General features: G+C 40.2%; 18 protein-coding genes and 1 pseudogene. 14 read left to right on the forward strand and 5 right to left on the reverse strand.

The genetic code is table 11. The features are described 5' to 3' along the window. From NXS10_RS07560 to NXS10_RS07570, 3 genes and pseudogenes are all read left to right on the forward strand, one after another. A pseudogene (locus NXS10_RS07560) lies at nucleotides 1-830 on the forward strand (ABC transporter ATP-binding protein). Further along, on the forward strand, nucleotides 823-1,539 hold the full coding sequence (locus tag NXS10_RS07565) for an ABC transporter permease (protein ID WP_259139207.1): 717 nt from the start codon (nucleotides 823-825) through the stop codon (nucleotides 1,537-1,539). The pseudogene NXS10_RS07560 and the gene NXS10_RS07565 overlap by 8 nt, the downstream one beginning before the upstream one ends. Then, the gene (locus tag NXS10_RS07570) at nucleotides 1,536-2,183 is read left to right on the forward strand and encodes a CPBP family intramembrane glutamic endopeptidase (RefSeq protein WP_259139208.1); all 648 of its coding nucleotides are present in this window, start codon (nucleotides 1,536-1,538) and stop codon (nucleotides 2,181-2,183) included. The genes NXS10_RS07565 and NXS10_RS07570 overlap by 4 nt, the downstream gene beginning before the upstream one ends. Nucleotides 2,184-2,210: 27 nt before the next feature. Here the strand turns inward: NXS10_RS07570 and proC are convergent, their stop codons facing one another. Together proC and pepA are read right to left on the reverse strand one after the other, a co-directional pair. Beyond that, the gene (gene proC / locus NXS10_RS07575) at nucleotides 2,211-2,981 is read right to left on the reverse strand and encodes a pyrroline-5-carboxylate reductase (protein WP_259139209.1); all 771 of its coding nucleotides are present in this window, start codon (nucleotides 2,979-2,981) and stop codon (nucleotides 2,211-2,213) included. Nucleotides 2,982-2,989: 8 nt separating this feature from the next. Further along, nucleotides 2,990-4,057, reverse strand: a complete 1,068-nt coding sequence (pepA, locus tag NXS10_RS07580) for a glutamyl aminopeptidase (RefSeq protein ID WP_259139210.1) — start codon at nucleotides 4,055-4,057, stop codon at nucleotides 2,990-2,992. A gap of 97 nt (nucleotides 4,058-4,154) precedes the next feature. Here pepA and NXS10_RS07585 point away from each other — a divergent pair, with 97 nt between their 5' ends. Together NXS10_RS07585 and ytpR are read left to right on the forward strand one after the other, a co-directional pair. Beyond that, nucleotides 4,155-4,487: a thioredoxin family protein gene (locus NXS10_RS07585; RefSeq protein WP_259139211.1), complete on the forward strand. Its 333-nt coding sequence runs from the start codon at nucleotides 4,155-4,157 to the stop codon at nucleotides 4,485-4,487. Continuing rightward, nucleotides 4,484-5,113 (forward strand): YtpR family tRNA-binding protein, encoded by a 630-nt coding sequence (ytpR, locus tag NXS10_RS07590; RefSeq protein ID WP_259139212.1) that lies wholly within the window; start codon nucleotides 4,484-4,486, stop codon nucleotides 5,111-5,113. The genes NXS10_RS07585 and ytpR overlap by 4 nt, the downstream gene beginning before the upstream one ends. Nucleotides 5,114-5,152: 39 nt before the next feature. On the opposite strand, the gene icd is transcribed toward ytpR, so the two are convergent. Genes icd through acnA form a run of 3 tightly spaced genes read right to left on the reverse strand, consistent with a single transcriptional unit; the run spans nucleotide 5,153 to nucleotide 10,120 of the window. Then, nucleotides 5,153-6,337, reverse strand: coding sequence for an NADP-dependent isocitrate dehydrogenase (gene icd / locus NXS10_RS07595; protein ID WP_259139213.1), 1,185 nt, complete (start codon nucleotides 6,335-6,337; stop codon nucleotides 5,153-5,155). Nucleotide 6,338: 1 nt separating this feature from the next. Continuing rightward, nucleotides 6,339-7,457: a citrate synthase gene (locus NXS10_RS07600; RefSeq protein ID WP_259139214.1), complete on the reverse strand. Its 1,119-nt coding sequence runs from the start codon at nucleotides 7,455-7,457 to the stop codon at nucleotides 6,339-6,341. Continuing rightward, complete coding sequence (gene acnA, locus NXS10_RS07605) at nucleotides 7,457-10,120, reverse strand: aconitate hydratase AcnA (protein WP_259139215.1); 2,664 nt, start codon at nucleotides 10,118-10,120, stop codon at nucleotides 7,457-7,459. Before acnA ends, NXS10_RS07600 begins: the two co-directional genes overlap by 1 nt. 300 nt (nucleotides 10,121-10,420) lie before the next feature. Between acnA and NXS10_RS07610 the strand changes: the two genes are divergently transcribed. From NXS10_RS07610 to NXS10_RS07650, 9 genes are all read left to right on the forward strand, one after another. After that, on the forward strand, nucleotides 10,421-11,452 hold the full coding sequence (locus NXS10_RS07610; RefSeq protein ID WP_259139216.1) for a YeeE/YedE family protein: 1,032 nt from the start codon (nucleotides 10,421-10,423) through the stop codon (nucleotides 11,450-11,452). Between the two features lie 9 nt (nucleotides 11,453-11,461). Continuing rightward, nucleotides 11,462-11,689: a sulfurtransferase TusA family protein gene (locus NXS10_RS07615; RefSeq protein ID WP_259139217.1), complete on the forward strand. Its 228-nt coding sequence runs from the start codon at nucleotides 11,462-11,464 to the stop codon at nucleotides 11,687-11,689. Between the two features lie 49 nt (nucleotides 11,690-11,738). Next, on the forward strand, nucleotides 11,739-12,134 hold the full coding sequence (locus NXS10_RS07620; RefSeq protein ID WP_259139218.1) for a single-stranded DNA-binding protein: 396 nt from the start codon (nucleotides 11,739-11,741) through the stop codon (nucleotides 12,132-12,134). Nucleotides 12,135-12,302: 168 nt separating this feature from the next. After that, on the forward strand, nucleotides 12,303-13,562 hold the full coding sequence (purD, locus tag NXS10_RS07625) for a phosphoribosylamine--glycine ligase (RefSeq protein ID WP_259139220.1): 1,260 nt from the start codon (nucleotides 12,303-12,305) through the stop codon (nucleotides 13,560-13,562). After that, on the forward strand, nucleotides 13,559-14,047 hold the full coding sequence (gene purE, locus NXS10_RS07630) for a 5-(carboxyamino)imidazole ribonucleotide mutase (RefSeq protein ID WP_259139221.1): 489 nt from the start codon (nucleotides 13,559-13,561) through the stop codon (nucleotides 14,045-14,047). The genes purD and purE overlap by 4 nt, the downstream gene beginning before the upstream one ends. After that, complete coding sequence (purK, locus tag NXS10_RS07635) at nucleotides 14,034-15,125, forward strand: 5-(carboxyamino)imidazole ribonucleotide synthase (RefSeq protein ID WP_259139222.1); 1,092 nt, start codon at nucleotides 14,034-14,036, stop codon at nucleotides 15,123-15,125. The genes purE and purK overlap by 14 nt, the downstream gene beginning before the upstream one ends. Nucleotides 15,126-15,214: 89 nt before the next feature. Next, complete coding sequence (gene purB / locus NXS10_RS07640) at nucleotides 15,215-16,510, forward strand: adenylosuccinate lyase (protein WP_259139223.1); 1,296 nt, start codon at nucleotides 15,215-15,217, stop codon at nucleotides 16,508-16,510. Nucleotides 16,511-16,609: 99 nt separating this feature from the next. After that, nucleotides 16,610-17,869, forward strand: a complete 1,260-nt coding sequence (locus NXS10_RS07645; RefSeq protein ID WP_259139224.1) for a glutamate-cysteine ligase family protein — start codon at nucleotides 16,610-16,612, stop codon at nucleotides 17,867-17,869. A gap of 364 nt (nucleotides 17,870-18,233) precedes the next feature. After that, nucleotides 18,234-21,070: SEC10/PgrA surface exclusion domain-containing protein (locus tag NXS10_RS07650; RefSeq protein ID WP_259139226.1), on the forward strand; the 2,837-nt coding region annotated here is incomplete at its 3' end.

The following is a 21,070-nucleotide window of genomic DNA, read 5'->3' on the forward strand; positions in this document are numbered from 1 at the left end:
ATGGCATTGATTGAGGTGAAGCATTTAGCAAAACGATTTGCAGATAAGTTAGCGTTAGGAGATGTTTCCTTTGCTGTTCAAAAGGGAGAAATTTTTGGGTTTCTAGGTCCGTCTGGTGCTGGTAAGACAACGACTATAAAAATTTTGACAGGTCAGTTGTCCTTTGATAAGGGTGAGGCTTTTGTCTTTGGTAAAGCACCTTCTGAGTTAAAACGAGATGACTATGAAAAGATTGGAATTGTCAGTGATACTAGTGGTTTTTACGAAAAGATGACCCTCTATAAAAATATGTTAGCCTATGCCAAGTTATATGGGACTTCAAAAGAGAGAGTCGATGAACTTTTAAGACGTGTTAATCTTTATAATGATCGCAATAAAGTCGCTGAAAAATTATCAAATGGAATGAAGCAACGCATGCTTTTGGCACGTGCGCTTCTTAATAATCCGGATTTGCTTTTCTTAGATGAGCCAACCAGTGGGCTTGACCCGATGACGACTCGTCTTATCCACAGTTTGCTTTTAGAGTTGAAAGAAAACGGCACAGCAATTTTTCTGACGACGCATGATATGCACGAAGCGACACTTTTATGTGATCATTTGGCACTCCTTGATAAAGGAAATCTTGTTGAGACAGGTCACCCTAAAGACTTGATTAAAAAGTATCATACGGATAAAAAGTTGTAGTGACGTATGATGATGACCGATGCGTCGAGCTGTCCTATGCTGAATTGAATCAGCTGGATATGACAACAGTGGAGTCCATTCACTCGACAGAGCCAACTTTAGAGAATGTTTTCATTGCATTGACAGGAGGAAGCTTAGATGTTTAAACGATTTAAATCTTTATTGTGGTTGCGTTGGGAGATTATCCTGTCTAATAAGACGCTTGTGGTACAACTTGCTCTTCCTATTATTTTAACGTTACTTTATCAGTTTATGTATAGCAAGCTGCCAGAGAAAAAAGCAGTTGAATTCATTATGACGACGTTGCCTGCTATGATATTATCTTTTGTAGGAATGACTAGTACCTACTTGATAGCAGATGAAAATGAAAAGCATAATCTAGTCAGCCTTCAGCTAGCGGGGATGGGAAATGTAGAGTACTTACTGGCTAATTTCGCACTACCTCTGCTAATAGTGATTGTCTATCTCACTGTTCTACCACTCTATCTCGGTATCTCTCTGTCTAGTTTGGGTCTCCTCTATGCTTTGGTCAATCTATTGACTGCTCTTGTCGTTTTAGGTTTTTTTATCTTTATTGGCATTGTTTGTAAAACGCAGACGCAAGCAACGATTTTGAGTCTTCCGTTTATGATGGGTGTTGCCTTTTTACCATTATTTGCTATGATGGATAAAAGTATCCAAAAGGTTATAGACTTCACTTTTATGGGAACACTGACCAATTATCTTTTGGATAGAGGGCATTATCAGCTTATAGATAAATCTCTGTTGTTTTTAGTTCTTTGGCTTATTTTAATGGGAGCTTTGCTTTTTTGGGGATTGCGTCACCATCAATTACACTTTGAGAAAGTAGCATGAAAACAGTTATTGAAAAATTAAAAGTTATCGGTCTCATTATTGCTTTTGCAGTCATTGACCAAGGATTGCTTGCTGTCATGATGGCAACAAGTATTTATCAGACTTCACTTGCATTTGCCCTAAGGCTTCTGTTTGCCCTTGTGATTTTAGCAGGTTTTGCGACTTATGCGCGGAAAAAAGGGCTGTTAGACTTTAAGACCATCAATCCAAAGTCACTCATTTTGTGGGAGCTTCTTGGTTATGTCTTGATTATCGTTTGCAATCAAGTAGGTATGGCTCTGATACAGGGGTCTGGTGCGACAACGACCAGCAATCAAGCTCTTCTTGAGCAGTTGTTGACGCTGTTATCGCCTGCATTTATGGGACTTTTTGTGGTTTTTATAGCGCCAACTATTGAGGAGTTGCTCTTTCGTTATCTGATTCCCAAGGTTCTCTTTAAAAACCACGAAATTATCGGCTTTATCGTGGGTGTGCTTTGTTTTGCTTTAGTTCATAGCCCAGATAGTCTAGGTGCTTGGGTTATCTATGGTGGTATGGGAAGTGTTATGGCTTTTCTTTACTACAAGACAGAGCGCTTTGAATACAATCTTTTGCTACACATCTTAAATAATGCTCTTGCCTTTTCAGTCATGATGTTGCAATAAAAGCTAGAACATATTGTTCTAGCTTTTTTAAAGTTCCTTTGCTTTTTGAATAGTAGCGTCAATACTTGAGACTACGCTAGCGGTTAGACCTGTTTTTTCAAGATCTAGCAATCCAGCAATGGTAGTTCCTCCAGGGCTACAAATTTTATCAATCATAGTGTGTGGTTGTTCTTCCTCTTCTAGGAGGTGTTGGCTACTGGCTAAAACGGTTTGTGTTACGATAAGTAAAGCTTGTTCTTTTGTGAGACCATGTTTGACACCGGCTTTAGTAAGTGCTTCAATGAAAAGATAGATATAAGCTGGACTTGATCCTGCTAAAGCAGTAAAAGTATCAAAATCCTTTTCGGCAATGACAAAGGTCTGTCCAAAGCTATTGCAAAGTGCTAAGCAAGTTGTCAATAATGCCTCCGAGACGAAATGATTAGTGCAGATAGCTGTTGTACTTTTTAGGATAGTGGCGTTGATGTTTGGCATAATGCGAATGAGAGGTAGCGTGTCTGAAGTCAATTGGGATAGGCGTGAGATAGTAATACCTGCTGCCATGGAGAGGATGGGCTTAGTAACTGTTAGAGAATGCAGCACGGTTTCCATGAGTTGCGGTTTTATTCCCAAAATGACAAGATCTACTTGATCGATGAGTTCTTGATGAGAATGCGCATAGGCAAGGTGTAACTCTTTTGCGATTTGTTGGCTACGCTGTAGTGATGAACCTGAGATGATTAACTCATGTTCTGTTTTTTCTAGCCCTTTGATGATAGCACGAGCCATTTTTCCGACGCCGATAAATCCGATTTTCATACGTTCTCCTAGTAAGCTTTTAGTAAATCAACGGTGCTACGGTTGAGCTTTTTGATGAGGACTTGTAGGAAAGTCTGTGCTTCTAAGAAGTCATCCATAGCATAAAGTGTTTGGTGGGAGTGAATGTAGCGTGCACAGACACCGATTGTTGTAGATGGGATACCGTTGTTTTGTAAATGTGCAGCGCCAGCGTCTGTCCCTCCTTTGCCTGTGTAATATTGGTACTTGATACCTGCCTCTTCAGCGGTTGTTAACAGAAAATCACGCATATCTTTGAGTAGGATATGCCCTGGATCGTAAAAACGAATCAAAGTACCATCGCCGATATGTCCTTGGTCACCATAGACATCGCCAGCAGGGGAGCAGTCCACAGCAAAGAAGATATCAGGGTCAAACCGACTTGTTGAGACATGTGCTCCACGTAACCCAACTTCTTCTTGGACATTTGCACCAGCGATGAGGGTGTTATCAAGCGGTGTGTCTCTGAGGTGTTCTAATAGCTCTAGCACCATCAAGACTCCATAGCGGTTATCCCAAGCTTTTGAGATAATGTTTTTTTGGTTTGCTGTGAGGATAGCATCGGATTTTGGGACAATGATGTCGCCAGCTGCAATACCAAATTGCTCTGCTTCTATTTTGTCCTTAAATCCTCCATCAAAGATAATGTCAGAGACGGCAGGAAGTGTCACATTGCCATTTTTCCCACGTAAAAAGTGAGGAGGAACTGATCCTGATATGACAGGAATCGCTTGATTGGTGCGTGTATAGAGAGTAAAGCGTTGAGAGCTGATGACAAGAGGATTCCATCCACCGATACTAACGACACGGAATGTCCCATCTTTTTGGATATTAGAAACCATAAACCCAACTTCATCCATGTGAGCTGCAACCATGATGCGTGGAGCAGATGTATCGCTGTGTTTTTTGATACCGAAAATACCTCCTAAGCCATCCGTTTCAACACTATCTACTAACGGTGTGATATGTTTTCGGATATAGTTGCGGACATTATGCTCATGTCCAGCGATACCATCTAATGCTGTGACGGCTTTGATTTTGTCAAAAAGTTCAGTCATAATTACCTCGATTCTATAATTCTATTTTACTCGTTTATGCGACAAAAACAATCCTTTTATGGTAAAATAAAAAACATAATAGCGAAAGGATCGTGTGATGATTAGTCCAACATCTTATGAAGAAATTGCAGATATTATCAAAAATAAGGAGTATTTAGTGCTCTTTTTCACGGCGGACTGGTGTCCAGATTGCCAGTTTATCTATCCTGAATTGCCAGAGATTGAGAAGATGTTTTCAGACTTTGAATTTATTCGCATTGATAGAGATGATTTTCTTGACTTGGCAAGGACTTGGGATGTTTATGGAATTCCAAGTCTCGTTGTCCTAAATAAAGGCAGGGAACTTGGGCGTTTTGTTAGCAAAGTACGTAAAACAAAAACTGAGATTATAGCATTTTTAGCTGACTTAGAAGGGAAGATACAGGAATGATTTTTAGCTACAATAAGGAACACGTAGGAGATGTGTTGATGGTGATTGTCACCGCTAGCAAAGGACAAAAGCTCTCTTTTGAGCGTCGAGGAAAGGTGACGCGTATCTTCTTAGAGGATAGCAATGAAACTGTAGCGTGGAATATTTTTGAGCTTTCTAGTCTTATCACGATTGATGGGTCAGGACAAGTCTTTCTGACAGATGATGATGTTTTTCGTCTGAATCAAGAGATTGAAGCTGAAGGTTTCGGAGAACGTTTGGTTAATAGTAGTGATTCTAAGTTCGTTGTGGGTGAAATTGTTGAGATGGTTGCTCATCCAGATAGCAATCACCTAAACATTTGTCAAGTTAAAGTGGCTGGGGATAAGACTGTTCAAATCGTGGCAGGAGCTCCAAATGCTAGGGTCGGTCTCAAAACTATCGTAGCTCTGCCAGGTGCTATGATGCCAAATGGTAGTTTGATTTTTCCAAGTGAACTCCGTGGTGAAAAGAGTTTTGGTATGATGTGTAGCCCTCGTGAATTGCAATTGCCAAATGCTCCTCAAAAACGTGGGATTATTGAGTTGAGCGCTAGCGAAGTAGTTGGCACAGCCTTTGATCCAGCTAAACATTGGACAAAAATTTAAAAATAGATCGTACAAAATGTACGGTCTATTTTTTAGAAATCATAGGTAAGCCAATAAAGTTTTTGCAAATTCACTGGTTGAAAGAGGAGGTACTCCTTCGATAAGATTAGCGAAGTCTGCTGTCATTTGCTGATTTTTTAGAGCTTTTTCAATAGAAGTAATAATGCGATTTGAAACTTCAGACCAGCCAATATAGTCAAAAAGCATACAACCTGATAGGAGGACTGAGCAAGGATTAACCTGGTTTTTTCCTGCGATATCTGGTGCGGTTCCATGAGTTGCTTCAAAAATTGCATGACCTGTTGTGTAATTGATATTGGCTCCTGGAGAAATACCAATCCCTCCGACTTGAGCTGCTAGAGCATCGCTAGCATAGTCTCCATTTAGATTGGTCAAGGCGACTACATCAAATTTCTCAGGCTTGATTAAGATTTGTTGTAAGAAATTATCAGCTATCACATCCGTTAGGATAAGCTGTCCTGTTGCTAATTCTTCTGCAAACTCTCTTTCTGCCAATTCGTAGCCCCATTTTCTGAAACCGCCCTCTGTAAATTTCTGGATATTTCCTTTGTGAACCAAAGTTACATTTTTTAAACCCTGTTTCAATGCATATTGAATAGCTGATCGAATTAAACGTTCACTTCCTTGACGAGAAATGGGTTTGATACCTAATGCACTCGTTTCTGGGAATCGGATTTTGTTTACATGCATTTCCTGTTGTAAAAATGCAATGACTTTCTTGACAGCATCCGATTCACTTTCCCACTCAATCCCTGCATAAATATCTTCTGTATTTTCTCTAAAAATTGTCATATCTGTCTGTTCAGGTTGTTTAAGTGGACTAGGAACCCCTGCGAAATAACGAATGGGTCGAACGCAAGCGTATAAATCTAGCTCTTGGCGTAAAGCCACATTTAAGGAACGAATTCCGCCACCTACTGGCGTTTCCAAAGGTCCCTTGATAGCTACCAAGTGGCTACTAAGCACTTCTAAGGTTTTATCTGGTAACCACTCTCCAACCTGTTCAAAGGCTCTCTTACCGGCCAATAAAGGTTTCCAAGTGACTTTTTTGTGTCCTTCATAAGCTTTGAAAATAGCTTGATCAAAGATTTTTTGAGCGTATTTCCAAATTTCCTCACCAACTCCATCTCCTTCAATATAAGGAATAACTGGGGTGTTAGATACTATCAAGCTCCCTTTTTCACAGTAAATTTTTTCTGCCATCTTATCTCCTTCCGATGGGAATATATTCCAAATTTCGAGGACCAATATAATTTGAACGTGGGCGAATGAGACGATTATTTTTTTGTTGCTCTTGGATATGAGCAATCCAACCTGAGATACGGCTCATTGCGAAAATTAAGGTATAAATACTACTGTCAATTCCCAATACATGATAGAGTGTTGCAGAATAGAAGTCAACATTAGGAATCAAATGTTTGGTGTGTTTCATATAATCTTCAATCTCCTCAGAAAGAGTATACCAAATTTCATTTTCTGTCCCTTGGGTTAATTCCTTAGCCATCTCGCGCAGGTATTTTTCTCTTGGGTCTTTTTCCTTGTAAACTCTATGCCCAAATCCCATAATTTTCTGATGAGAAGCTAGCTTATCATCTAAATACTCCTTGACACTTCCTTTTTCTTTGATTTCTTTTAGCATTTCAAAAACACGTTCATTGGCACCACCATGAAGAGGACCTTTTAAAGCACCAATTGCCGCAGTGACACAAGAATAAATATCTGTAAGAGTTGACGCACAGACACGAGCCGCAAAGGTTGATGCATTTAATTCATGATCTGCATGCAGAACCAGCGCTCGATTAAAAGCCTTCACTTCTTCCGCGCAAGCTTCTGTTCCATTTAGCATGTATAAAAAATTAGCAGCAAAACCGAGGGTTTGTTTCGGAGCAATTGGAGTATATCCTGATCTTAGTCTCACAAATGTTGCAATAATCGTGGGAATTTTCGCCATCAATTGAATACTTTGCTGATAGGTAGCCTCAAGAGAAGTTTCCTCTGCATGAATATTATAAACTCCTAAAAGACTAATCGTTGAACGTAGGACACTCATCGGATGGAGGTGCTTTCGTGATTGTATCAAAATACATTGCTCTACTGCATCACTGATAGCATAATTAGCACGCAATTCTTCTTCGAAGTGCTTTAATTCAATTTGAGTGGGGAGATGTAAATTCCAAAGTAGGTAAATAACTTCTTCAAAACTCGCATTGTGTTCCATTAATTCCGAGATATTATAGCCTACGTACGATAGGGTGTCCTCTACGATTTCACTAATTCGTGTATCGCAGGCAATCATATCTTTCAGACCTGCGTTTCCCTTCATTATCTTACCTCCTCTAATTTCTTACGAACAACCATTGGTAAAATACCGCCATGCTTGTAATAACGAATATCTGCATCTGCATCAAAACGAAGTCTTACCTTAAAACGGATTTCTTTTTGCTCAGTTCGAGCAATCACCGTAATCAACTGGCCCACAACTGGCTCTTCTGGTAGTTGAACATCAAATATCTCCTTCCCTGTTAAGCCATAGCTGGTTGCATTTTCGCCTTCCAGATATTGCAAAGGAAGCACACCCATCATCACCAAGTTGGAACGATGAATCCGCTCAAAACTTTCGGCTAAAACAACCTTAACTCCCAACAGACTAGCACCTTTAGCAGCCCAGTCACGACTTGACCCCATGCCATAATCACGTCCAGCCAAAACAATTGTCCCAATTCCATCTTCTTTGTAAGCCATAGCTGCCTCGTAAATCGATACAACTTTACCCTTGTAGATAGTGTATCCTCCAATCTTACCATCAGCCAATTCGTTTTTTATACGGATATTGGCAAAGGTTCCCCTCATCATCACTTCATGGTTTCCACGACGACTACCATAAGAATTAAACTCTTGGTAATGAACACCATTTTCCTCTAAATAATGCCCTGCTGGACTATTCTTTGCAATATTTCCTGCTGGAGAAATATGATCTGTTGTAATGGTATCACCAAATTTTGCTAAAACAGCCAAATTATTCAAGGGACGAACAACCACATCATCAAGATGATCAAAATAGGGTGGATTTTGAATATAGGTAGACGATTGATTCCATTGATAGGTCTTGGAATGTGTCGTTGCGATTTGATTCCACTTTTCGTTGCTAGTAAATACTTGTTCGTATTCTTGCTTGAATAAATCTCGTGTGACATAGCGAGTTACGTAATCTGCTACTTCTTCATGAGATGGCATGATATCTGTCAAATATACTGGCTGACCTTCTGTATCATAGCCCAAAGGCTCTCTGGTCAAGTCGATATTGATATTTCCTGCAAGGGCATAAGCTACGACAAGCGGTGGTCCAGCCAAAAAATTGGCCTTAACAAGCGGGTTAATCCGTCCTTCAAAATTACGATTTCCAGAGAGAACGGCACTTACCAATAAATCACGGTCTATAATTGCCTTAGAAACTTCTGGCGAAAGGCTTCCTGAATTTCCAATACATGTCGTACAACCATAGCCAACCACTTGGAAACCAAGCTGATCTAAATAAGGTTGCAGACCACTTTGTTTCAAATAACCTGTCACTACTTTACTACCTGGAGCTAGGGAAGTTTTAATCGTTTTCGATACGGTTAAGCCTTTTTTTACCGCCTTTTTAGCTAGCAGTCCTGCCGCCATTAAGACATAGGGGTTGGAAGTATTGGTACAACTAGTTATAGCAGCAATCGCCACATGACCTGTTTTAATTGTTTCTTTATAGTCGCCAAAGTTCACCTCAGTCGTTTTTTCTAATTCTTCCTGTGGTAAACCAAAGCCACGCACACCAAGTTCTCTCACCAAACTAGCTTGAAATTCCGTCTTAGCCTGAGTCAATTCAATCAAATCCTGCGGTCTTTTAGGACCAGAAATACTGGGAACAATTGTTGACAAATCAAGTTCAATAATCTTTGTATAGGTTGGCTCAACTATCTCATCGTAGAAAAGATGATTTTGTTTGGCATACTCCCTTACCAGTTCAATATGCTTTTCTGAACGATTGGTCAATTGCATATAACGAAGCGTTTCATTATCAATAGGAAAGTAGCCACAAGTAGCACCGTATTCTGGCGCCATATTCGCAATTGTTGCTCGATCTGCCAAGCTGAGATACTTGAGACCCTCACCGAAATACTCGACAAACTTCCCTACGACATTTTCTTGTCGCAAAACTTGTGTTATCTTTAGGGCGAGATCTGTGGATGTAGCGATATTGGATAATTTTCCAACCAAACGTACACCTATGACTTCTGGAACTGGGAAATAAGAAGCCTCACCAAGCATAGCTGCTTCTGCTTCAATACCACCAACACCCCAGCCAAGCACTCCAATTCCATTAATCATCGTGGTGTGACTGTCTGTACCAAACATACTGTCTGGATACAACTCACCTTCTTTTTCAATAATAACATCACTCAGAAATTCGATATTGATTTGATGGATAATCCCTGTTGCTGGTGGGACAGCTCGATAATTAGTAAAAGAACCTTCTGCCCATTTTAAAAATTTATAGCGCTCATTATTTCTGGTAAATTCTATTGTCATATTATCTTCCAAAGCAGTATCGCAACCATAAAAATCCACCTGAACACTATGGTCAATCACCAAATCAACTGGAATCTCTGGATTAATCAAGTCTGGACTACCTCCATTAGCAATAACTGCATCACGCATACTAGCTAAATCAACCACAACCGGAACTCCTGTAAAATCTTGTAAAATCACGCGACTAGGCTTAAAAGGAATTTCCCCTTTTGGATTGGCAGCATTATAATGAACCAGATTTAATATGTGATTTTTAGTGACATCTACTCCGTCCTCTTTCCGAAGAAGACTTTCTAAGAGTATACGAATAGAATACGGAAGCCTAGATATTTCTCCTCCTATCTCTGACACAGATTTCTCTATATCTACAAAGGAATAGCGCTTGTTTTTGCTCGTTAGAATAGTTGTGTATTTTTTCATAAGGCACTCCGTTTCAGTCTATTTTTGTATTTATTATATATTATTCTAAAAAATCATTCAATACTTTCCTCATATTTTATGTTATAAAATATAACATAAAATATGGAAATTAAAACTCTGATGAGGTTTAGATTAGTGCTAGGTAAAAAAATGATACTTTTTGAAATCGGAATTTAATAGCATTAATCAGTTTTTGATTCAAATAGAAACTTTAAGATTTTCTATCGCCTAATAGCAAATATGTATTAGTCAAGTGTGGTAAAAGATGATAAGATAGGCAATAAAAAATGGAGGTGATTTATGATTCTTACAATCTTATCGGGCGGTCTGGTCGGCTTGGCTTTTGGTTTCGTTTTGCAACGGACGAGGTTCTGTATGACGGGTGGTTTTCGTGATATGTATATTGCCAAAAATTATACCCTCTTTTATGCCTTTCTCATTGCCATTACAGTTCAGAGTATTGGAGTTTTGAGCTTGGTTCAGCTGGGTGTTGTGTCCAATCCCTACGAGGATTATTCGGTGCTGGGGGCGATTGTTGGTTCTTATATTTTCGGAATTGGCATTGTCCTTGCTGGAGGCTGTGCAACAGGGACTTGGTACCGAGCAGGAGAGGGGCTGATTGGCAGCTGGATTGCTCTCTTCTTCTACATGCTGGGCAGTGCTGTCATGAAGTTTGGATCTTTGAATCCTCTTAATAAAACCTTGACTCAATATTGGGTCATCAGTGATGATTTAGCGGGACAGATTGGCATTTCGGTCTGGTACTTTGTGCTTGTGCTAACTGCTGTAACCCTCTTTCTAGTGGTGCGGTATCTCAAAAAGCCTAGGCGGGCTGCGGCGACTCTTCCTTCCAAATACACGGGACTTCGCCACTATCTTTTTGAAAAGACTTACCACAAGTTTACGGCAGGTTTGATTATCGGTCTGATTGCCCTGATTGCTTGGCCAGCTAGTGAAATAACCGGTCGTGTCGGAGGTCTGGGTATCACGACGCCATCCGCTCACATTATCAATTATCTGGTAACAGGGAATAGTAAAATGCTCAACTGGGGTGTCTTTCTGGTCTTGGGAATCCTTCTTGGTTCGTACTTGGCAGCTAAGGGGGCGGGGGAATTTCGCTGGCGGTTGCCCGATGTTAAGACAGTCCAAAGAAGTGCTATTGGTGGTATTCTGATGGGAATTGGAGCCTCTTGGGCAGGCGGTTGTACTATCGGAAATGGTCTAACGGCAACGGCAGTTATTTCCAGCAAGGGTTGGATTGCTCTTTTGCTCACCATTTTAGGTGTTTGGACAGCTTCTCACTTTATCTTTGTCAAACCAAGTAGAAAATAGGAGGAGATTATGGCTTTAGTAAGATTAGAAACAGGTGGTTTGGTTTGCCCTTTTCCGCTTATTGATGCGAAAAATAAAATGGCAGAGTTGGAAATCGGTGATGAACTCTTAATTCGATTTGATTGTACTCAGGCGACGGAAAGTATCCCCAACTGGGCGGCTGAAAATGGTTATCCTGTTACTCGCTTTGAGCAGGTTGGCGACGCCTCTTGGGAAATTGTAGTTCAAAAGCAATAAAAGTCTGATAAGAATATTTTTCCCGAATAGATAGGTAGGAGGAAAAAATATGTATAATAAAGTCATTTTAATCGGACGTTTAACAGCAACACCAGAAATGATCAAAACATCTAATGATAAATCGGTCACACGTGTGACTCTGGCGGTTAACCGTCGTTTCAAACGCCAAGATGGCGAACGTGAGGCGGATTTTATCAATGTTGTTGTCTGGGGACGTTTAGCTGAAACTTTGGCGAGTTATGGAAGTAAGGGCAGTCTCATAACGGTGGAGGGCGAGCTGAGAACACGAAAATACGAAAAAGATGGTAAAAAACACTACATTACAGAAGTACTCGCTTCATCTTTCCAGCTTTTAGAGAGTCGTGCCCAGCGTGCTATGCGTGAAAATAATGCAGGTGCTGATTTGGTCGACTTGGTTTTGGAAGAGGAGGAATTACCATTTTAAAAAAGACTAAAGGCTGAGAATTTATCCTCGGTCTTTTGGTTTACAATAGATTTAGACGAACAAATGTGTTATAATAAACTCGTAAAATTCGTTATTTGAAAGGATAATCCTAAAAAGAGGATAATACCCATTTATGAGTTCTTTTTAGGTAAGTGTTTTGGTGAGACTGTGAAACTTTTAGTTGTTGGTTCAGGAGGACGTGAGCACGCTATTGCGAAAAAACTGTTGGATTCAAAAGGAGTGAGTCAGGTTTTTGTTGCGCCGGGAAACGATGGGATGACTTTGGATGGATTGGATGTAGTGGATATCGGTATTTCCGAACATTCAGCGCTGATTGATTTTGCCAAGGAGCAAGATATTGCTTGGACATTTATTGGTCCAGATGATGCTTTAGCATCAGGGATTGTAGATGATTTTGAGGCGGCTGGTTTAAAAGCTTTTGGCCCGAAAAAAGTTGCTGCAGAGCTGGAGTGGTCTAAAGACTTTGCCAAGTCTATTATGACCAAATACAGTGTGCCCACCGCACGTTATGAAACTTTCTCAGACTTTGAGGCAGCTAAAGCTTATATCATAAAAGAAGGTGCACCAATTGTTGTTAAAGCAGATGGATTGGCGCTTGGCAAGGGTGTTGTAGTTGCTATGACGGTAGACGAAGCAATTACTGCTGCTCACGATATGCTTTTGGACAATAAATTTGGTGATAGTGGTGCGCGTGTCGTTATTGAGGAGTTCTTGGACGGCGAAGAGTTTTCGCTATTTGCTTTTGTCAACGGTGAACAATTTTATATTATGCCTACTGCACAGGATCACAAGCGTGCTTTTGATGGTGATAAAGGACCAAATACGGGTGGTATGGGGGCATATGCACCTGTTACTCACTTGTCGCCATCTGTCGTTGAAACTGCGATTGACACGATTATCAAACCTGTGCTTGAAGGGATGATTTCAGAAGGACGTCCCTACTTAGGTGTTCTTTATGCAGGTCTAATTCTGACAGCGGATGGTCCTAAGGTTATTGAGTTTAACTCTCGATTTGGGGATCCTGAGACTCAGGTTATTTTACCACGCTTGACCAGCGATTTTGCGCAGAATATTACAGATATTTTAGATGGAGTAACTCCAGACATCAAGTGGGCAGAAAAAGGAGTGACTCTCGGTGTAGTCGTAGCTAGCGAGGGTTATCCGTTGCAGTATGAAAAAGGTGTGCAATTACCTCAAAAGACAACAGGAGACATTACAACTTATTACGCAGGCGCTAAATTTGCAGAAGATAGCAAGAGATTGCTATCAGATGGTGGGCGTGTCTATATGCTAGTCACGACAGCAGATGATGTTGCGACTGCACAAGAGATTATATATAAAAAGTTAAAAGAGCAAGAAACAACAGGACTATTTTATAGATTAGATATTGGGAGTAAAGCACTATGACAGCAATCATTTCTATCATTATGGGGAGCAAGTCAGACTGGGCAACCATGCAGAAAACAGCTCAAGTGTTGGAGAAATTCGGTGTTGCTTATGAAAAAAAGGTGGTCTCTGCTCATCGTACTCCAGATCTTATGTTTCGTTATGCTGAGGAGGCACGCCATCGAGGCATAAAAGTGATTATTGCAGGTGCAGGTGGGGCAGCACATCTGCCAGGTATGGTTGCAGCTAAGACGACTTTGCCTGTCATTGGTGTACCGGTCAAGTCTCGTGCTCTAAATGGGCTTGATTCGCTTTACTCCATTGTGCAGATGCCTGGTGGTGTCCCTGTCGCAACGATGGCAATTGGAGAAGCAGGTGCAACCAATGCGGCGCTGACTGCTTTGCGGATTTTAGCTATCGAAGATGTAGCTCTTGCTCAGAAACTAGCAAATTTTGCAGAAGAACAAAGAAAAATTGCGGAGGTGTCAACTGATGAACTCATCTAAGACTATTGGCATTATCGGAGGTGGTCAACTAGGACAGATGATGGCGATTGCTGCTATTTACATGGGACATAAGGTTGTGACTCTTGATCCTACAATAGATTGTCCTGCATCTCGTGTTAGTGAAATGATTGTTGCACCTTATAACGACGTAAAAGCTTTACGTGAGCTAGCGGAGCGTTGCGATGTGCTGACTTATGAGTTTGAAAATGTTGATGCTGATGGCTTGGATCAGGTTATAAAACCAGATCAGTTGCCACAAGGCACAGAACTTTTGCGTATTTCTCAGAATCGTATTTTTGAGAAGGACTTCCTCTCTAATCGAGTAGGAGTACGAGTTGCTCCTTACAAGGTCATTAAGTCTCCAGAAGACCTAGATGAACTTGATTTTTCTAAAAACTATGTTCTCAAAACAGCAACTGGTGGCTATGATGGACATGGTCAAGTCGTTATTCGTGGTAAGAAAGATTTGGCTTCTGCTAGAGACTTGGCTTCTCAATCTGAGTGTGTTTTGGAAGAGTTTATTCATTTTGAGCTTGAAATTTCAGTCATCATCTCTGGAAATGGGCGTGATGTGACTGTATTTCCTGTGCAAGAAAATATCCATCGGAATAATATTCTCTCTAAAACTATCGTGCCTGCCCGCATTTCACAAAAATTAGCAGAAAAAGCTAAGCGAATGGCTATTAAAATTGCTGAGCGGTTGCAACTTTCGGGTAGCCTTTGTGTTGAGATGTTTGCGACAGCAGATGATATTCTTGTCAATGAAATTGCTCCGCGACCACATAATTCTGGACATTATAGCATTGAAGCCTGCGACTTTTCTCAGTTTGATACTCATATTTTAGGTATTTTGGGACAGGAACTTCCCACTGTTCATCTGCATGCATCGGCTGTTATGCTTAATGTCCTTGGACAGCACATACAGAAAGCTCAGGAATTTGTTCGTTCACACCCATCTGCTCATCTTCATCTTTATGGAAAGACAGAAACTAAGCATAACCGCAAAATGGGACATGTGACCTTGTTTAGTGACGCCCCTGATGAAGTGGTAGAGTTTGGTAAAGGCATTGATTTCTGAGAAATTGATTTTTTTCAGATGATACAGATATGAATTGTGGATTAATAATTGAGTGGCATACAATAATTAAATGAAGGAGCATAAATAATATGATTAATCGTTATTCACGTCCTGAAATGGCAAACATTTGGAGTGAAGAAAACAAGTACCGTGCTTGGTTGGAGGTAGAAATTTTAGCGGATGAAGCATGGGCTGAATTGGGAGAAATTCCAAAGGAAGATGTCGTTCGGATTCGTGAGAAAGCTACTTTTGATATAAAACGCATCTTAGAAATAGAACAAGAAACTCGCCATGATGTGGTGGCTTTTACTCGTGCAGTCTCTGAGAGTCTAGGTCAAGAGCGTAAGTGGGTGCATTATGGCTTGACCTCGACTGATGTGGTAGATACGGCCTATGGTTATCTCTATAAGCAAGCTAACAATATTATCCGCAAAGATTTGATACGTTTTACAGAGATTGTCGCAGATAAGGCGCGTGAGCATAAGTACACTATTATGATGGGGCGCACTCATGGTGTACATGCAGAGCCAACAACTTTTGGGCTCAAGCTTGCAACTTGGTACAGTGAAATGAAACGCAATATAGAGCGTTTTGAGCGTGCAGCAGAAGGTATCGAAGCTGGTAAAATCTCAGGCGCTGTGGGTAATTTCGCCAATATTCCGCCTTTTGTTGAGCAGTATGTCTGTGATAAACTTGGTATCCGTGCCCAAGAAATCTCAACACAAGTCTTGCCACGTGACCTTCATGCTGAGTATTTTTCAACACTCGCCTTGATTGCAACTTCTATTGAACGTATGGCGACAGAAATTAGGGGTCTGCAAAAGTCTGAACAACGCGAAGTAGAGGAATTTTTTGCTAAAGGACAAAAAGGGAGTTCAGCTATGCCTCACAAGCGCAATCCTATCGGCTCTGAAAATATGACTGGTCTGGCGCGTGTTATTCGTGGGCATGCGGTAACTGCCTATGAAAATGTTGCTCTTTGGCATGAACGCGACATCTCTCATTCATCTGCTGAGCGCATCATTGCACCGGATACTACGATTCTCATTGATTACATGCTTAATCGCTTTGGCAATATTGTAAAAAATCTTACGGTTTTCCCTGAAAATATGCTACGCAATATGCAGTCTACCTTTGGTTTGATTTACAGTCAGCGTGTTATGTTGACTTTGATTGAAAAAGGAATGACTCGTGAAGAAGCTTATGATTTGGTACAGCCGAAAACCGCTTATTCTTGGGATAATCAAGTACCTTTCAAACCTCTTTTGGAAGCAGATGAAAAGGTTACTAGTCGTCTCACTCAAGATGAAATTGATGAACTCTTCAATCCAAATTATTACGCAAGACGTGTTGATGAAGTTTTTAAGCGTGTCGGCTTAGATTAAAACACAAGCGCTACGGCGCTTTTTTGCCATCGAAATATTCTGATAATAAAGAGAAGTATGGTATAATACTTAGAAAAGAAAAAGTGAAAGGTTGCCAAGATGCGTTCTAAGGAATTGTTATACAATCGCTACATTAAGCCGATTAAGACTGCTCCTAAAGCTTATATAGGAGTTGAGTTCGAGTTTCCTATTGTCAACACGTTGGGAAATGCCACAGACATTACCGTCTCAAAAGAACTGCTCGCTTATTTGGTAGAGCAACATGGCTTTCAGTCTGTGAAGAAAGATGAAGACGGTGCGCATGTGCAGATTATGGAGCCCATTTCTGGAGATTCTATCCTCTTTGAGGTGTCCTATAATATCTTAGAGTTTGCCTTTAAAAAATCTTTGACGATCCAAGAAGTTGATAAACGCTTTAAAAATTACCTTACAATCATCCAGCCTTACCTTCATCATCATTCTCATGAATTGCAAGGTTGGGGCGTTCATCCGCATTGGGCTATCAATGATAATCGTCCAGTTGCCCTACCTCGCTACCAAATGTTGCTTTCCTATCTCGCTTTATCAGATAAGGAACAAACAGGTGTGTTTCATTCTTATCCAAACTACGGTGCTTTTATCTGTGGCAATCAAGTGCAACTTGATATTTCAAAGCAAACGCTTATCCCAACGCTCAACCGTTTTAATCAACTAGAACCTATCAAAGCTTATCTATTTGCTAATTCTACATTTTGGGGTAGTGGTTGGAATACTCGTCTCTCGCGTGATATTTTTTGGGAAGAGTCCATGCATGGCAAACATATGGAAAATACAGGGCTTTATACTCGCCGTTTCACAGGAATTGATGATTTCATTAATTATCTGGATCGGACTAGTCTTTTCACGACCATGCGGGATGGTAAAATGGTCTATTTTTCTCCTATTAGAGCTAAAGATTATTTCTCAAAAAGTATTATCGAAGCTTACGATTTACAAGGTGATAAAATCAACATAACACCTAGAGAGGAGGATTTTTATTACCATCGTAGCTATAACTACGAAGACCTGACAACAAGGGGGACGGTTGAATTTAGAAGCACTTGTACTCAATCTCTAGATAAAAACTTTGTTCCCGTTGCATTTCATGTCGGTTTATTTAATAATCTCGAAAAATTAGGAGATTACCTTGATAACTTTTCTTTATATCAAAAATATAATCATGACTATAGAAAGATGCGCCGTCTTTTTGCGGGAACGACCATTTCTAAGGAGGATAAAAAAGAACTAGAAGTGGCAAGCGCTCACTTGATTCAAATGGCTGAAGAAGGCTTGAAAAATCGCGGTTTTAGCGAAGAGGTTTACTTAAAAAATCTAAAGTAACAATTATAAATCTCAGCTTGCGAAAATACAAAAAAAGGAGGTGGAATTATCCCCTTCCTTTTTAAGTTTGATAATAGAATAAAAAGTTGTTGGCAGACCGTTTACGAAAGTCGGCTTGCAGGTGTTTTTCTGACTTCAATTCAAGATAATATGGTTGGGTGGTTAATATAGAGTTGCGTCCTAGTCTTCTTGAGGTATAATCTCAACTAACATTTTCAAATAGCAATACCACGTTCAGACTACTTATCTTATCCTATTCTTTTGCCATAAAAAGATAAAAAAAGCTTAAAATCACTTGACAAAATCGGGGGGGGTAAAATACTATTGATAAATCTTTTATATCACACTATTTGGGAGAAAATAAATGACAAAAAAACGACTATTAAAAAGCTTGACAGTATCAAGCGCCCTTTTGGCGTCGGTGGCTTTGTCGGCTAATGCTTTTGCGGATGAAGTAGCAGAACCAAAAGCAGTAGATAATACAGCGACAAGTGCAAGCACACCAGTAGCGGTTAGTGCTGACCAAGTAGCTTCTGCGCAAGAAGAGTTGACACAGGCAACTGCTCAGCGTGAGACTGCTTCACAAGCTCAAGCAAATGCTCAAGCTAATTATGAGAACACTCAAAAAGCCTTATCTGAGGCAGAGAAGGCTTTGGCAGATGCTAAAAGTGTGGACACGTCAAGTCAAGCACAAGAAGCTGCGAATCAGGCTTTAGATGCTGCACAAGCAAAAGTTGGCGCAGCTCAATCATCGATGGTAGAAGCACAAACAAAAGTGGATACACAAGCACAAGCTGTATCAGCCCAAGAAGCCGTCGTAAGTGAAGCGCAGTCTCATTTAACAAGAGCCCAAGCAACAGCGGATGCTGATGCCCAAAAAGTTTCAGATTTGGAAAAACAAACGGTATCTGTTGACGACGCAAAACAATCTGTAACAGAAGCAACACAAGAAGTAGCAACAGCAAAAACGCATGTATCTCAAGCGGAAACAGCAGTAGTTGAAGCAGAAAAAGTCGATGCAACCCATGCGCAAGCTGTAACAGCAGCAGAACACAAAGTAACAGATGCAGAAGCAAAAGCTACTGAAGCAGGTACTAAAGTAGCTGCAGCTGAAGCAGCCGTAACAAAAAACCAAGCAAGTGTTGATACCGCAAAATCAGCAGTAACGGAAGCGTCAAAAGGTGTAGTGACATGGGATATCAAATTTAATAAAGATATCCTAACAGACGAAATGAAACAAGCTTTATATGACGCAGCAGTCAATGACGATTATGATGCGATGGTTAAAGTTGATAATTTAATGGATAAAAAAGGCAAATATCTATCGGAAACTGCAACATTAAACATCCAAACCGATGACACAACACGCTATGATATTGAACATTTACCCAAAGAAATTCATGATTTGATGAATATTTTTGTAACCGATTATACAAATAAATTAAGAGAATTCCTTGGTATTCATAAAAAAGCTGTCTACAGTCAAGTGGTTGATGATTACAACAGGGAAAAAACAGCACTGTATAAGGCCAAATACGGTCCGGATACACCAATTCCAACACATGATCCGGATATCATTAATACGATGAACGCAAAATCAGAATTCCCAGGTGGAGAATTGTTATCATGGTTGTGGATCACACCTGGATATATTGAAGCAGAAAAGCAACATCAAGTATTAACTGCAGAGACAATTCAACAGGTTCATACAAATCCAAAATCTATGACTGTTAAAGAGATTTTAACACAAATGTACTACCATGTCAATCATTTTCTTTATGAAGGTACGCATCAAAGTAGTGGGCATTCTCGTAGTGTATTACTAGATGACGCACTTGCCTATGATGTCTATACCACATCAGATGGTCAGGGTATACCCGGTGCTCGTACATTTAATGTGGTTGTCACACCAATGAACCAAGATACACAACTGCTTGAATACTATAAACAGTACAATCATAAAGCATATGAAGAAACACTAGCTAAAAATGCGAAATTAATGACGCCAATTAAATTGGACGACAAACAAGACGTATTGAACCAAGCTAAGAGCAATTTAGCCGTAGCTGAAACCGCCTTGAAATCAGCCCAAGAAGCATTGACAACAGCTAAAGTTCAAGAGACCGTTGCAAAAGAAACTGTCACAAAAGCGAAATCAGAGTTAACAGCCTTGAGAAGCACACCAAGTCAATTGACCGAGGCAAAAGCCAATCTTGTAAAAGCTCAAGACGCATTATCAAGTGCTAAAATTAAAGAGTCATCAGCTATTGATACCTTGAAAGCGTTGACAGCAAGTGCAGAAACCAAATCAAAAACCTTGTTAGAAGCCAAAGCGAAAGCAAGTGGAAGTGCGGAAGCCTTACGAGAAGCGCAAAAAGTATTTGATTTAGAAGATTCTAAATTATTAACAGCCGAACTTGCTTTATCAGAAGCCAATAAGGTGTTAGAAGAGGCCAAAGCGAACTTAAGTGCATCAAAGACTGACGTTATCAAGGCACAAGCAGGTGTTGATGCGATTGTAAATGCAAAAGCGAATGTAACAAAAGCAGAAGCCTTGTTAGCGGAAGCCCAAGCAAAAGAGACAACAGCGAAAGCCGCTCTTGCGAAAGCACAAGCATCGTATGAAGAAGCGAAAGCATTTGAAAAAGCAGCAAGGTCTAAATATGAAAGCCTTAAAGTACGATATACGCTTGAACATGCATTGACAAGTGAATCAGAACAAGATAAAGGTGTAAAAGATGAGAAGTCAGAAGCTATCACAACACCTAAATCTGATGAAGTTAAATCAGAACCAGTTAAAGGTCTTGATGTTGTCGACACAACACAGGCAACTAAAGCACCAAAACAAGACGTTAAAACTGACGTTAAATCAGAACTAGTTAAAGGTCTTGATGTTGTTAAATCAAAACCAGCAATTAAAGCACCAAAACAAGATGCTAAAACTGAAGTTAAATCAGAACCAGTTAAAGGTCTTGAGGTTGTTAACCAAGCACCTAAAGCACCGAAACAAGTAGAATTAGCTAAAGGTCTTGACTTATCAAACCGAAAAGCTGAATTACCAAAAACTGGTGAAAAAGGTGAAAAAGGTGAAAAAGCGACTTACTCACGTGTCGCACGTCATCACCAATTACCACAAACAGGTGAGAAAGCTTCAGCCCTATCTCTATTAGGTCTTGGACTTGTCTCAGCCCTTGGATTTGC

Source organism: Streptococcus sciuri, from assembly GCF_024814375.1.
Taxonomy (GTDB): domain Bacteria; phylum Bacillota; class Bacilli; order Lactobacillales; family Streptococcaceae; genus Streptococcus; species Streptococcus sciuri.